Source organism: Bacillus sp. N6 (assembly GCF_052805735.1).
Genome location: NZ_CM127843.1, coordinates 4732599 through 4747534 on the forward strand (window position 1 = coordinate 4732599; position 14936 = coordinate 4747534).

The 14936-nt window shown below is 36.7% G+C and carries 14 protein-coding genes; 7 read left to right on the top strand and 7 right to left on the bottom strand.

Going from position 1 to position 14936, the window contains the following annotated elements; translation table 11 throughout:
* The first annotated feature begins 99 nt into the window (after positions 1–99).
* Positions 100–1053, top strand: coding sequence for a 1,4-dihydroxy-2-naphthoate polyprenyltransferase (locus ACUXVC_RS24435; protein ID WP_446025861.1), 954 nt, complete (start codon positions 100–102; stop codon positions 1051–1053).
* A gap of 109 nt (positions 1054–1162) precedes the next feature.
* The gene (locus ACUXVC_RS24440) at positions 1163–1894 is read left to right on the top strand and encodes a yteA family sporulation protein (RefSeq protein ID WP_000957398.1); all 732 of its coding nucleotides are present in this window, start codon (positions 1163–1165) and stop codon (positions 1892–1894) included.
* 44 nt (positions 1895–1938) lie between these two features.
* Here ACUXVC_RS24440 and cspD read toward each other — a convergent pair whose 3' ends face one another.
* A complete protein-coding gene (gene cspD / locus ACUXVC_RS24445) occupies positions 1939–2139 on the bottom strand; it encodes a cold-shock protein CspD (RefSeq protein ID WP_001193052.1) in 201 nt (66 codons plus the stop codon).
* 322 nt (positions 2140–2461) lie between these two features.
* Here cspD and ACUXVC_RS24450 point away from each other — a divergent pair, with 322 nt between their 5' ends.
* Entirely contained in the window at positions 2462–3244 is a 783-nt protein-coding gene (locus ACUXVC_RS24450) for a TIGR00266 family protein (protein WP_001147841.1), read from the top strand.
* 213 nt (positions 3245–3457) lie between these two features.
* Positions 3458–3607 (top strand): hypothetical protein, encoded by a 150-nt coding sequence (locus ACUXVC_RS24455; RefSeq protein WP_000521637.1) that lies wholly within the window; start codon positions 3458–3460, stop codon positions 3605–3607.
* Positions 3608–3854: 247 nt separating this feature from the next.
* On the opposite strand, the gene ACUXVC_RS24460 is transcribed toward ACUXVC_RS24455, so the two are convergent.
* Entirely contained in the window at positions 3855–4628 is a 774-nt protein-coding gene (locus ACUXVC_RS24460) for a MerR family transcriptional regulator (protein WP_446025862.1), read from the bottom strand.
* A gap of 141 nt (positions 4629–4769) precedes the next feature.
* Here ACUXVC_RS24460 and ACUXVC_RS24465 point away from each other — a divergent pair, with 141 nt between their 5' ends.
* Positions 4770–5492, top strand: a complete 723-nt coding sequence (locus tag ACUXVC_RS24465; protein ID WP_001260112.1) for a lipase family protein — start codon at positions 4770–4772, stop codon at positions 5490–5492.
* A gap of 76 nt (positions 5493–5568) precedes the next feature.
* The gene (locus tag ACUXVC_RS24470) at positions 5569–5703 is read left to right on the top strand and encodes a hypothetical protein (RefSeq protein ID WP_016079902.1); all 135 of its coding nucleotides are present in this window, start codon (positions 5569–5571) and stop codon (positions 5701–5703) included.
* Between the two features lie 103 nt (positions 5704–5806).
* On the opposite strand, the gene glgP is transcribed toward ACUXVC_RS24470, so the two are convergent.
* The 5 genes from glgP to glgB all read right to left on the bottom strand — a co-directional run bounded on the left by glgP (position 5807) and on the right by glgB (position 13846).
* The gene (gene glgP, locus ACUXVC_RS24475) at positions 5807–8215 is read right to left on the bottom strand and encodes a glycogen phosphorylase (RefSeq protein ID WP_446025863.1); all 2409 of its coding nucleotides are present in this window, start codon (positions 8213–8215) and stop codon (positions 5807–5809) included.
* 18 nt (positions 8216–8233) lie between these two features.
* Positions 8234–9664 carry a glycogen synthase GlgA gene (glgA, locus tag ACUXVC_RS24480; RefSeq protein ID WP_069356662.1) on the bottom strand — a complete coding sequence of 477 codons (1431 nt, stop codon included), beginning with the start codon at positions 9662–9664 and terminating at the stop codon, positions 8234–8236.
* A gap of 113 nt (positions 9665–9777) precedes the next feature.
* Positions 9778–10812: a glucose-1-phosphate adenylyltransferase subunit GlgD gene (gene glgD, locus ACUXVC_RS24485; RefSeq protein WP_069356391.1), complete on the bottom strand. Its 1035-nt coding sequence runs from the start codon at positions 10810–10812 to the stop codon at positions 9778–9780.
* A gap of 18 nt (positions 10813–10830) precedes the next feature.
* On the bottom strand, positions 10831–11961 hold the full coding sequence (gene glgC / locus ACUXVC_RS24490; RefSeq protein WP_000057619.1) for a glucose-1-phosphate adenylyltransferase: 1131 nt from the start codon (positions 11959–11961) through the stop codon (positions 10831–10833).
* Complete coding sequence (gene glgB, locus ACUXVC_RS24495; protein ID WP_098127162.1) at positions 11909–13846, bottom strand: 1,4-alpha-glucan branching protein GlgB; 1938 nt, start codon at positions 13844–13846, stop codon at positions 11909–11911. Before glgB ends, glgC begins: the two co-directional genes overlap by 53 nt.
* Before the next feature lie 470 nt (positions 13847–14316).
* Here glgB and ACUXVC_RS24500 point away from each other — a divergent pair, with 470 nt between their 5' ends.
* Positions 14317–14922: a CalY family protein gene (locus tag ACUXVC_RS24500; RefSeq protein WP_098975994.1), complete on the top strand. Its 606-nt coding sequence runs from the start codon at positions 14317–14319 to the stop codon at positions 14920–14922.
* Positions 14923–14936: the final 14 nt, after the last annotated feature.

Consider the following 14936-nt stretch of genomic DNA (forward strand, 5'->3'; position numbering starts at 1 on the left):
AGAAATTCACCTTCTCTTCCTAGAAAATAAACGTTGACACTAAATGATGCTTTTTCTACACTTAGTTGTGTACAATATGTGACTAAAGGAGGATTCAACATGGAAATGAACGTCAAAACGAATTCCTCTCCTACGGCGCCAAAGCCAAGTAAGCAAACAGGCTGGCGCATCTGGTGGAGTTTACTACGTCCCCATACATTAACAGCCGCTTTCGTACCTGTTTTCATCGGAACAGCATATTCGATGCAGGTCGGAGGTATAAATCAAATACATCTTCCTCTTTTCCTTATGATGCTTCTTGCTTGTCTTCTCATTCAAGCAGCAACAAACATGTTTAATGAATACTTTGATTATAAAAGAGGACTTGATCACGAAGGTTCAGTTGGTATCGGCGGCGCTATCGTTCGCGATGGCATTCAGCCAAAAACAGTGCTTAACTTAGCATTTGGATTTTTCGGCATCGCAATACTATTAGGTGTTTATATTTGTATGAATTCTAGCTGGTGGCTTGCTGCAATCGGTCTTGTTTGTATGGCCGTTGCTTACCTTTATACAGGTGGCCCACTTCCAATTGCATATACACCATTTGGAGAGTTGACAGCCGGATTATTTATGGGTGTCATTATTATTGGGATTTCATTCTTTATTCAAACTGGCACTGTAACATCAGAAGTCATTTTACTATCTATTCCAAGCTCCATTTTAATTGGTGCCATTTTACTAGCTAATAATATTCGCGACTTGGATGGCGATAAAGAAAACGGTCGTAAAACGTTAGCAATTCTCGTTGGACGTGAAAGAGCTGTTGGTGTACTTGCTTCGATGTTCATCGTTTCCTACATTTGGACAATTGCTTTAATTATCGTGGGCATCGTATCACCATGGATGCTTATCGTATTTTTAAGTGCACCGCAAGCATTTAAAGCGACGAAAGGCTTTATCGGCAAAAGCATTCCAATGGAAATGGTACCTGCGATGATTGCAACAGCAAAAACAAATACAATCTTCGGTTTCCTAATGGGAATCGGATTATTACTTGGATACTTTCTATAAAAGGAGCTGCTTATGCGGCTCCTTTTTCATATCTGAAATTCATCTCATAATTCCTACTCTCAACGCTCATACTATGTAAAGAAACTGAATTGTAGGAAGGTGGACGACTATGTTAACTCCACAACAAGTAGGTCAATTTAAATCCATTTTAGAAAAACAAAAACAAGAACTGGAACAAACGATACAAACTCATGAAAATACAGATCGTGCTTCTGAACGCGATTCAGTAGGAGAACTGTCTAGCTATGACAACCATCCAGGTGATATGGCTACAGAGCTATATGAACGGGAAAAAGACTTCGGGCTTATTGAACTTTGGCATAAACAGCTTGAGGAGACGAAACATGCCCTACAAAAAATAGAAGCAGGTACGTACGGCATTTGCGAAGTGTCTGGCGAAGAAATTCCATTTGAAAGATTGGAAGCAATGCCGACTGCTACAACATGCATACAGCACGCGACAAATAAGTTAAATATGAATACACGACCAGTTGAAGAAGAAGTGTTGTCTCCTTCTTTCCACAAGCATGATGAGGACCATTCTGTTGAGTACGATGCGGAAGATGCGTGGCAAGATGTCGCAAATTACGGAACATCTGAAACGCCGTCTGATTTAGAAAGACAAGATTCAAAAAACTATAATGGCATGTATGTAAATAGTGAAGAAAACGTAGGCTACGTGGAGGATTTTGAAAACTTTATCGGTACGGATATGTACGGGAAAAACCCACAAGTTTTCGCTACAGAAGAGCATGAAGAATATGAACAAATGCTTGATGACTTTGAAGAGCGTACCTTTAAGGGCGAATTATCTTCAAATGAATCTAGTTCCAAAGAATAAAAAAAAGCATTCCGAAAATCGGAATGCTTTTTATCGCTAGCTAATTAGTTTTTTGTAACGTTAGCTGCTTGTGGTCCGCGGTTTCCTTCAACGATTTCGAAAGAAACTTCTTGACCTTCTTCTAAAGTTTTGAAGCCGTCGCCTTGGATAGCTGAGAAATGTACGAATACGTCTTCTCCGCCTTCAACTTCGATGAAGCCAAAACCTTTTTCGCCGTTAAACCATTTAACTTTACCTGTTTGCATGTCATGTACCTCCTAAATAAAAATGAAACTATGAATCCACATGAAAAGGTGGATATAAAGGACATGAATGTATAACAAGCTTACAGCCTTTAATACAACGTGCTTTATTTCCGTACCACATTATGTAGCTCAATAGTGCTTTCACTATATCATGCTATATCGAAAACGTCAAATGAGAACACTTTCATTCCATCATTTTTTATAATCCTAGTATAACCTTAAATTTTCATTCTATTTTTATTCAAAAATTAACAAAAATACAGTACTCTAATTCTTTTAACTTCTGTACAATATAATTACTACATATTTATGAGGTGAAAAAATGCAAGCACATGAAATCGAGTATAAGCTATATGGCGATGATATGCAGTTTGTTGAAATTGAATTAGATCCAAAAGAAAGCGTTATCGCAGAAGCTGGCGCAATGATGATGATGGAAGATTACATTGAAATGGAAACAATCTTTGGTGACGGTTCTGGCCCATCTAACGGTTTATTCGGCAAATTAATGGGCGCTGGTAAACGTCTCGTTACAGGCGAAAGTATGTTTATGACTGTATTTACAAATACAGGTCACGGCAAACGCCACGTCTCATTTGCTGCTCCTTATCCTGGTAAAATTATTCCTGTAGATTTAACAGAATATCAAGGAAAAGTAGTTTGTCAAAAAGATGCCTTTCTTTGTGCCGCAAAAGGTGTTTCTATCGGAATTGAATTTACGAAAAAAATAGGAACTGGTTTCTTCGGTGGTGAAGGGTTTATCATGCAGAAACTTGAAGGTGACGGCCTTGCTTTCATGCACGCAGGTGGAACTGTATATAAACGTGAATTAAAACCTGGTGAGAAACTTCGCATTGATACAGGTTGTCTCGTTGCCATGACAAAAGATATTAACTATGATATCGAATTCGTTGGTAAAGTAAAAACAGCTCTATTTGGCGGCGAGGGTTTATTCTTCGCAACATTAGAAGGTCCTGGAACAGTTTGGATTCAGTCCTTAACACTTAGCCGATTAGCAGCACGCCTTACAAGCCCAGCAGCGCAAAGTACTGGCGAAGGTAGTGTATTAGGTGGCCTTGGTCGTTTATTGGATGGGAAAGAGTAAAAAGGGCCCTTATGCAGGCTTGTCCATCGACTAATATAATACTAAAATTAAACACCCTTGCTTGCAGTAATGCAGTGAAAGGGTGTTTTAATTTACGTCTACAAACGAGAAAAAGCAGATGAAATAAAGTAATAAGGTTTACTTCAGTAAAATAAGGTATATTATATTTGTTGAATAGATTCTCTTTCAAGACAAGAAAAGTAGGTGAACAAAGTGGGAAAATATCAATTGGATTCCAAAAGTCAGGTAGCTGTGGCAAAGTTTCATGAAAAACAGAAGCCTGCCAAATTTGATAAAAAGCAAAAACTTGAACAATTACGTGCGGAGTATTTGAAAAAAAAGCAAAAACAAACAGATAAATAATATGTTTTGTTTCCCGAAATTTTCGGTATATAGTGCGAACAGACACAAGTAAATAGGTAATCATCGTTCAAATATATACAGGCTATTTTTTCAAACCTCTTACAAGACCAGCATTATAAAGTACTGGTGAAAGTAGTATATTAGGTGGCCTTGTTCACCTTTTAGATGGAAAAGAGTAAAAAATGCCTCCAATGCGAAAAAACATCGGAGGCATTTCTCTAAAGTTTATGACTATGGCACTTTATTTTTACTGCGGAGGGCTATACATACCATTTCGAATCATATAATACTCCATCGCTTCATTAAGCCATGCCTCTTCTTCTTCTTCCGTGTAAGGAGATGGCATCATATTATTATATTGTTCTTCTACATTCTCTAATTTACCTAAAGAATACATTGTCTCTTCACCAACATACTTAAGAGTCGCCTTCATATGTTCATCAGCCAATTTTTGCACTTCTGAATCCTCAATTTGTCTTCCAAATAACCTTTTCACTTCTTTTGCTAAACGCACAAACTCTTTATCAAGTGCTATGCCCTCTTCTTCCGACTTATTATATAACCCATCAGCAAAGTCTTTTGATACATATCCTTCAAGCCATAAACGTTGTTCGTTTTCTTTTTGAATGCTGTTAATTAGACTCATTAATATGTCACTATCCAACTCTTCATCTTCCTCAAGACATACCATTGTTCGTTCAAGCGCCTTTATCGAAACTTCAATGTGTCTTCTCTTTTCTTCAAAGGCTTTTCTTTGTTGTTCCAACGTTTCTTTTAAATTTACATTTAAACTTGGCATTTTCAGCATAACGCGTATTTCTTCTAAACTATATCCTAATACTTTAAGACTCACTATTTTCTGTAGTTCTAATATATCTTTTCCTTTGTACAAACGGTGACCAGAGCTAACATTCTTTCCAGGTTTAAGTAGTCCAATTTCATCGTAATATTGTAGTGTCCGTATTGATGTGCCTGTCCTCTTTGCAAACTCACCAATTGAACAGCCTTCCCTTTTGCTCATCTTACACTCCTCCTAACAATATGTTTACAAAAATCATACTCCCTCACGTAACTGTAGGTTCAAGTCTTTTTTCCAAAAGCATGAATCAAGTTCCTCACCGCATATATTAAACTATACCTTTTCTTAAGGAGGGCTTCCTTAATGCGTACTCCTTTATCCTTTGATAAAGACACTGCCATACTGTTAGCTTCTTGTTGTGAGTTAACGTATGAACAATATAAACAAAATGGTATTTTCGAAATACCAGATGGTTTTCAATATGTACAAGGGTTTCAAGGAAAAGCCATTCAAACAACAGAATGGTTCGGGTTTATATTAGAATCTGAGGATACAATTATCGTTGCCTTCAGGGGCACTCAAACAGACCCTGATTGGATTATTGACTCTCTCGTCAATCAAAAACCTTATCCTTATGCTTTAAATAGCGGAAATGTCCATAACGGCTTTCTCTCTATTTATGAGTCTTGTCGTGATTCTATTATGGATATGCTCGTATCATTGCCAGCACATAAAAAACTGCTAGCCACTGGGCATAGTCTAGGTGGTGCGCTTGCCACATTACACATATTAGATGCACGTATAAATACTGCCTTCGCACAGTATGGACTTTATACATTCGCTTCTCCAAAAGTAGGAGATATCGCTTTTCGAAATTATTATAAACTACAAGTAGCTAGTAGCTTTCGTTTCGTCAACTTGTTCGATGTCGTTCCACTTCTCCCTCCCCGAAACATAAATTTTAATGATCATGATTGGGAGTATGCACACGTCCATCACAATATGACATTTACAAAAAATACAAAATCCATTACAAATAATCATTCCATTACAACATACAAAACATGTCTGACTTCTCATTTTTAACCAGTAAACAATTGGAAATAAAATATTCGTATACTATAATACTCTATGAAGTTATTTTTGGATGAGGGGACCTTACATGTTAAAATTTATCTTCACACTTTTTCTTATTGTAATTTTTACGGTCACAGGTTTCTTTACATTTTCATACTTTGCGACAGGAGAGTATGATGGGGCAGGTATCATATATACCACTGTTCCATTTCTTTCTTAAGCAAAATAAATAAAACGAGCTTAATTTTATTAAGCCCGTTTTATTTATTAATATCCATTTTTATTGGTAAATCGATAATATATCTCCCAATATAGCAACTTCTTTAAAACTGTTTAACTGCATTACCAATACCCCAAATTTCATTGCTGTACTGCAAAATCGTTCGATCACTCGCAAAATGACCAGACTGTGCAATATTTAAAATCGACATTTCTAGCCACTTTGTTCGGTTCTCATAAGCTCTACCGACAGCTTCTTGTTTTTCAGCATATGGGCCAAAATCTCGCAGAACGAAATATTCATCATTTTGAATAACGAGAGAATCATAAATCGCTTCAAATTCTGCTCCCGATTGTGCAAAGAAACCATTTGTTAATTGATCAACTACTTTTTTAATGTGCCTATTGTGGTGATAATAATCACTTGCACGATATCCACCATTTTGATAGTAATGAAGAACCTCTTCCGCTGTTAAGCCGAAAATGAAACAGTTATCATCACCGACCCGGTCTTTTATTTCAATGTTAGCTCCGTCTAACGTTCCGAGTGTAATCGCACCATTCATCATAAATTTCATATTACCTGTTCCCGATGCTTCTTTACTCGCCGTTGAAATTTGTTCACTTACATCCGCCGCTGGGAATATATCTTCCGCTAAAGAAACTCGATAGTTTTCTAGAAAGATAACTTTCATATATTGACTGACATACGGGTCATTATTTACTTTTCTTGCGAGTTCATTTATTAATTTAATAATTTTTTTCGCATAATAATATCCAGGTGATGCTTTCGCTCCAAAAATAAAAGTACGCGGATAAAATGTAAAACTAGCATCCTCTTTCAAACGGTTATACAAATATAAAATATGAAGAACATTTAATAATTGTCGTTTGTAAGCATGTAATCTTTTCACTTGCACATCAAAAATAGAATTTGGATCAATCGTAATCCCCATTGTATTATGAATGCGCTCTGCTAAAATCTCTTTACGTTCTTGTTTTACTTCTGCAAATTTCTCTTGGAAACTAGCATCATATTGAACTGTTTGCAACGATTGAAGCTTAATCGGTTCTTTCTTCCACTCTGTTCCAATCTCCTCTGAAATGAGATTTGTTAACTGTGGATTTGCTTTCATAAGCCAACGCCTATGAGCAATTCCATTCGTCTTATTATTAAACTTATCTGGATAAAATTCATAAAACAATCGCATTTCCCGCTGCTTTAATATTTCCGTATGAATTTTTGCTACACCGTTTACGCTATGGCTACCGACAATTGCTAAATGAGCCATTTTCACAAGATCATGCGCAATAATTGCCATGTCTTCAATGCGATGCCATTCATAAGGATAACGTTCCCAAAGTTCATGACAGAAACGTTCATTAATCTCTTCAATAATCATATAAATTCTCGGTAATAACGGTTTAAAAATGTGAATTGGCCACTTTTCGAGCGCTTCTGATAACGTCGTATGATTCGTATAAGAAATCGTCTGCGTCGTTATGTGCCAAGCTTCTTCCCATGTTAACTTTTCTTCGTCTAGTAAAATACGCATCAGTTCTGGAATTGCTAAAACCGGATGTGTATCGTTAATATGAATCGCAATTTTTTCATGTAGTTGACGAAGGTCACCATATCTTTCTCTATGCATTCGAACGATATTTTGTAAACTTGCTGATACGAGGAAATACTGTTGTTTTAAACGAAGTATTTTCCCCTCATCATGCGTATCATCTGGATATAAAAACTCCGATACAGCCTCTGTTTCGCGCTTATATTTCAAAATATCTTTGCAGTTTTGCGGGAACGGAACTGGTTCAGCATTCCAAAGTCTAAGTGTGTTTACAGTACTCGTCTCATAGCCTACTACCGGCACATCATATGGGACTGCCATAATGACTTCTGCATTTGTATGCCTAAACTCTAAACGCCCGTCAATTTCTAGCGGTTCAACACTGCCGAAATAACTTACTTCTACAGCTTGATCATGCCTTCTTACTTCCCATACATTTTCATGAAGAAGCCATTGTTCTGGAAACTCAACTTGATAACCATCAACAATTTTCTGATCAAACAAGCCATGTTTGTAACGAATCCCACAGCCGTGTCCTGGCAAGTTTAAAGATGCAAGTGAATCGAGAAAACAGGCTGCTAAGCGTCCAAGCCCACCATTACCAAGGCCTGCATCTGCTTCCACTTCTTCTAACTCTTGCAACGAAATCCCTAGTTCAGATAACCCCTGCTCGCATACATCTCTAATACCTAAATTCAAGATGTTACTTCCAAGCAAACGTCCAAGCAAAAACTCAATAGACAAGTAATACATTTGCTTTTGCTCTCCGGATCGATAACTCTCATTCGTTGCAATCCATTGACTATTCATATACTCACGTACCATATGGCCGAGCGTATTATATTGATCACGAGTTGTAGAATCTTTGAAACTTTTCCCATACATCGTCTCTAACTTTTCTAGAAAAGTTGATTTAAAACTTTCAACATGAGTAAACATTTTTTCACCACCTACATGTTATTCCATGAGACTTTTATACAATTCCTTATAAGCAAGAGCCGATTGCTCCCAGCTATAATCTTCAGTCATCGCTTGTTTTACAAGCTGCTCCCACACTGGTTTATCGTGATAAAATTCAATTGCACGATGAATCGTATGCAGCATGTCATGTGCATTAAAATTCGTGAAACTGAAACCATTTCCTTCTCCAGTTTCTTCATCATAAGAATGTACCGTATCGTTTAATCCACCTGTTTCTCTTACAATTGGAATCGTACCGTACGCTAATGCGATAAGTTGTCCAAGTCCACACGGTTCAAACAGCGATGGCATTAAAAACAAATCGCTTCCCGCATACACTTGGTGCGCTAATTCTTCATTAAATCCGATATAAACTTTTACCTTCTCCGGATACTCATATGCCATCCACTCAAAGAATTGCTCATATTCCGAATCACCTGAACCTAAAATAATACATTGTACATCTTCTTCCATTATTTCGCGGAATACAGTGCGTACTAAATCAAGACCTTTTTGCTTCGTTAATCTCGTTACCATTGAAATAATTGGTGTATCCTCTTTTTCTGGCAAACCAAAATAACGCTGCAAGGCGCGTTTATTTTCACTCTTTTCATATAATGACTCTGCATCATACTGAGCCTTAATATACGAATCCGTTTCTGGATTATATACGCTCGTATCAATACCATTTACAATGCCGCTAAGCTTATCATTATATTTTCGCAGTAATCCATCTAGCTTCTCACCGAAAAATTCATATTGAATTTCTTCTTTATACGTCGGGCTCACCGCTGTAATTTGATCCGAAGCGATAATACCGCCTTTCATAAAGTTTATGTTTCCATAAAACTCTAGCTGCTCACTATGAAAATATTCATCACCAAGCTCTAACAAGTCGTACATCACTTCAGGAGGAAATACTCCTTGGAACTGCAAGTTATGAATCGTATATACCGTTTTAATACGCTCATATAACGGGTTATCTTGATACTTTTCACGAAGTAAGAAATTAACCATAGCCGTATGCCAATCGTGGCTATGAAGAACATCCACTTCAAAATCAAGGTGCGGAATACACTCTAACACTGCTTTTGAGAAATAAGAAAAACGCTCCCCGTCATCATAATGACCATACAGAGAATCTCTCTTAAAATAATATTCATTATCTATTAAGTAATACGTAATTCCGTCTTGCTCACCTTTTAAAATTCCACAATATTGATTTCTCCACCCGAGCGGGACGTTAATTACTTTATGTAACGTACACCCATCTCTTAACTTTTTCGGAATGAGGCTATAATTCGGAAGTATAATACGAACGTCCACTCCTAATTTTTTCAGCTCTTTTGGGAGCGCACCCGCTACATCAGCTAATCCTCCCGATTTCACAAACGGTACACATTCTGATACTGCAAATAAAATATTCACTTGTTGTCCCACTGCGCGAAAAGTTTTTATTACTCCTCTTGCAGCTTCCTCCCTTCGAGTTTTCATTTAAATTAAAACTTTAATCAGTGGAGGAAAAAGCCCCCACTGATTCTTTAGGAATAACTATTAATCGTACTGTTTTGTACGCTTCCTTTTTCTACAACATACGGCTCATCGATATTTCCTTTTAATACGACACCGTCGCCAATTTTCACGTCTTTATCAATAATAACACCGTCTATTATACAGTTATCTCCAATTTGGCTCTTTTGCATAATAATACTGTTACGAATAATTGATCCTTTTCCAATTTTAACTGAACGGGAAACAACACTGTTTTCTACTTCCCCTTCAATAATACTGCCATTTGCAATCATTGTATTTTTCACAACTGCACCCTTTAGATAACGAGTTGGTGGCTCATCTTTTACTTTCGTAAAAATCGGTGCTTCTTTCTTAAATAATTGCTTCCAAATAGCTGGTTGCAAAATTTCTAAGCTATGTTTATAGTAACTTTCGATCGAGTCAATAATTGCTACATATCCAGTATGTTCATATGTAGCAATGTGTAATGATTTCCCGCGTTTCTCTCTCACTACATCAAATAAACTGTATTGCTCCACATCTTTATATGTCTCAAATAAATCTAATAATAATTGTTTCTTTAACACGTATGTTTGAAGCGAAACCCCTTCATGGCAAACTTCCGTAATATCAGCTGCCGTATGTATATGTCGCTCTAACACCGCTTGAAAATTTAATGCTGTTACGAGATGGCTATTCGTAATAACAACGTACTCTTCTCTGCTTCTTAGAAAATAATCAATATGTCTTCTAAAGTGTGCAAAAGACCCAAATTCATCTTGGTCACATTGGCAGTTTGGCGGGAATAAAAATAGTCCGTCTCGTTTTCTATCTAAATCCCACTGTTTTCCTGAACCAACATGGTCCATTAACGAACGATTTTTATGGCTTGTAAAAACTGCCACACTATGAATACTAGAATTCACCATATTTGAAAGCATGAAATCAATGAGTCGATAACGGCCCCCAAACGGTAACGCCGCTAGTGAACGATGCCCTGTTACTTTCTTTAAGGAAGGAAAACTTCCCGTTGCATTAATAATTCCTAACATTTTTTCTCCCATTCATTTCATCCCCCTTTTCTATTTCCCTTCAGCAATTAATACTACATCGTCAACATTCTTTTCTGGACGAATGATTGTTCCATCTTCGATAACCATTTCTGATCCAACAATCGCTCTTTCAATCACAACATTTTTACCAATCTTAGCCCCTGGCATAACAACAGAATCAATCACCATACTTCCTTCTTCCACCGTCACTCCTTGGAATAACACAGAATGCTTCACGTCCCCTTCAATGACGCATCCTTCGTTAATAAGCGATTCTTCTACTTTCGCCTTTTCAGCAATATATTGAGGCGGTTCGTTTGGATTGACAGAGTAAATACGCCAATTACGATCGTTTAAATTCAGTGATGTTTCATCGCGAAGCAAATCCATATTCGCTTCCCATAAGCTCTTCACCGTTCCAACATCTTTCCAATATCCTTCAAACGGATACGCCATTAACTTCTTCCCTTCATCCAATAAAAGCGGAAGTACGTCTTTTCCGAAATCGTTACTAGATTCAGGGTTTCTTGCATCCATCTCTAAATACTCTTTCAAAATTGACCAATTAAAAATATAGATTCCCATTGATGCAAGATTACTTCTTGGAAATTGTGGTTTCTCTTCAAACTCAACAATCTCCATTTCTTCATTTGTATTCATAATGCCAAAGCGACTCGCTTCATCCCAAGGTACTTCAATAACAGAAATGGATACGTCCGATTCTTTCTCAATATGGTAATCTAGCATCTTACTGTAATCCATTTTATAAATATGGTCGCCTGATAAAATAAGAACATACTCTGGTTCATATTGACTTAAATAGTTTAAGTTTTGATAAATGGCACTTGCCGTACCTGTGTACCACTTCACACCTGAAGACTCCGCATAAGGAGGTAATACTGTGACTCCACCGCTTACTCGGTCTAAATCCCATGCATTGCCGATTCCGATATAATTATGAAGTTCTAGTGGTTGATATTGTGTTAAAATCCCAACCGTTTCAATACCAGAATTTGCGCAGTTACTTAGCGTAAAATCAATAATGCGATATTTACCACCAAATGGAACAGCTGGCTTGGCTAAATTTTTTGTTAATGCACTTAAACGACTACCTTTTCCCCCTGCTAGTAACATTGCTACGCACTTTTGTTTTTGAGCCATCTTGTTTTTTGCTCCCCTTTCTCGTCTTCACTGGTCGTAATATGGATACGCCGAATGGTGGAATTGTAATCTCTACATGTGCCGCTTGATTATGGTACGGTTCTAGAATTGTCTTAAGACGTTTCTTATTCACTTGCCCCGAACCGCCATATTGCTGTGCATCACTGTTTAAAATCTCGTTATAATACTCGAAATCTGGTACACCTACTTTATAGTTATCATATGTAGCTTTCGTAAAATTACATACGACAACTAACGCATCTTCTTGTTTATCCCCTTGGCGAATAAAAGAGAAAATACTTTGCTCATTATTATTAGCATCAATCCACTGAAAACCTTCAGGTGAATGGTCAAGTTGCCAAAGTGGTTTTGAGCGCTTATACAATGCTATGAGCTCATTAAAGTAATCATGCATATAACGATGCATTTCAAAATCATGTAAATTCCAATCTAAATCTTCAAGGTCTTTCCACTCATCAAACTGTCCGAATTCTCCTCCCATGAAAAGTAACTTCTTTCCTGGGTGAGTAAAGAAATATCCATATAATAAACGAAGTTGAGCAAACTTATCCCAGTAATCACCTGGCATTTTATTTAATAACGACTTTTTCCCATGAACGACTTCATCATGAGAAAGCGGTAATATGAAGTTTTCAGAGTACGCATATAGTAAAGAAAACGTCATTTTCTCATGAATGTGTTTCCTATATTCAGGCGCACACTCCATATATTTCAGCACGTCATTCATCCAGCCCATGTTCCATTTGTAATTGAATCCAAGCCCACCTTCATACGTTGGAGTTGTTACAAGTGGCCAAGCTGTTGAATCTTCTGCCGTCATAAGAAAATCTTCATCCTCTGCAAACACTGCTTCATTTAACTCCCTTAAAAATGAAACAGCATGCTCATTACTTTGCTCTTGTCCTTCTTTATTCCAGTACAACATGTTCGCAACTGCATCAACTCTGAAACCATCAATATGGAAATATCTCATCCAAAATAACGCATTTGAAATTAAGAAATTACGTACCTCTCTCTTTCCTAAATCAAAATTGACAGTTCCCCATACTGGATTTTCTTGTACATCTTTATCTTTATATTCATAGGTCGGTGTACCATCAAACAAATATAAACCGTGAGCATCTTTACAAAAATGCCCCGGCACCCAATCTAAAATGACACCGATTCCATATTTATGACATTCGTCGACAAAATGCATTAAATCATGCGGCGTACCAAATCTACTCGTCGCTGCATAATATCCCGTTCCTTGGTATCCCCAAGAACGATCATATGGATGCTCAACAAGCGGCATAATTTCAATATGTGTAAATTGATGTTCCACCACATACGGGATGAGCTCTTCAACCATTTCCCTGTAAGAGTACAGCGTTCCATCTTCTTTCTTTTTCCAAGAACCAAAATGTAATTCATAAACTGTCATCGCTTCTTTATAAATCAATTTTTTCTTTTTCTTACGATTCCAGTTTTTATCATTCCATTCATATCCTTTTATATCAAAAACTACAGATGCCGTATTCGGTCTTACTTCTGCATATACAGCATACGGATCTGCCTTTAAAATGACGTCACCAGCCAACGTTTCGATCGCATATTTATATATTTCTCCTTCTTCAATATGCGGTATAAATAAGGACCAAATGCCTTCTTCTGTCACTTGTAGCATCTTATGTTGCTCATAATCCCACTCATTAAAATCCCCAACAACACTCATTGCTTTCGCATGAGGAGCCCACACTGTAAATCGTACCCCTTGAATCTCATCTTCCGTCACAACATGCGCGCCAAAGATGTTATAACTTTCATAGTACTTTTCTGTATGAAACTCATCTCGTTTCACTTCTTCACAATTTATTACATTCAATATGCTCACCTCACTTAGATGACAGAATTTTTTATACTTTAACTATTTCTGCGAAAAACTGCAATATCCTTGTTAATTTATAAAAAACATTCGTTTTTTTCTTAAAAATGTTAGTTTTTCTTCACATTTCCGTGTAAAATATCGAATTTTGACGAATATTCATTGTAAACGCTTCATTCTACTTCTATATTTCCTCCTATTATTTTTTTCTCAACCTTTATTTTATTAGGTTTATACTATTTTTCATGCTATTTTCCACTCAAAATCAAAACAAAATAATCTGTAATAAAAAAATGTTTCTCAACATTTTTTGTCATATTTTTATTGAAACGCGAAATTCATAAGCATATACTTGTTCTCAATAAAGAACTATGATCTTTCGTAACTATAATTCATAGCGGACTACTATGTTTACTTATTTATCCTTGTTGCGAACGGTTGCTATACAAATTTAACTAGGAGGCTTTCTTATGTCATTAAAACAAAAAGTAGGAATGGGAATTATCACCGCTTCACTTGGCTTATCCCTTACATTCGGCGGTGTATTCGCCTATTTCAGTGATTCAGAAACATCAAGTAACTCATTTCAAGCTGGAACACTAGATCTTTCTATTAATCCAAGTGTAATCGTTAATGTGAAAGATTTAAAACCAGGTGATTTTATTGAAAGGAACTTCAAGCTTGAAAATAAAGGTACATTGGATATCGCAAAAGTAGCACTTGAAACATCATATGAAGTTACAGATGCAAAGCAAAATAATGACGGTGAAGATTTAGGTGATCACATTATCGTCAAGTTTCTAGTAAATGATGGACAGCCATCTAATCCAAACGATGATCATGAGATTGTGTGGGAAACAAAACTATCACAATTAAAAACTATGAAACCTGAAGATGTCGCTACGTCTCTAGAACGTCATAACTTAATAGATGGTATTAAATCTGGTGAAACAGATTACTTACACGTCCTCTTCTCATTTGAAGATAACGACCAAGATCAAAATAAATTTCAAGGTGATTCCCTGCAGCTAAACTGGACATTCCATGCTGAGCAAACAGCTGGCGTGGAGAAATAATTTTTAAAAATATA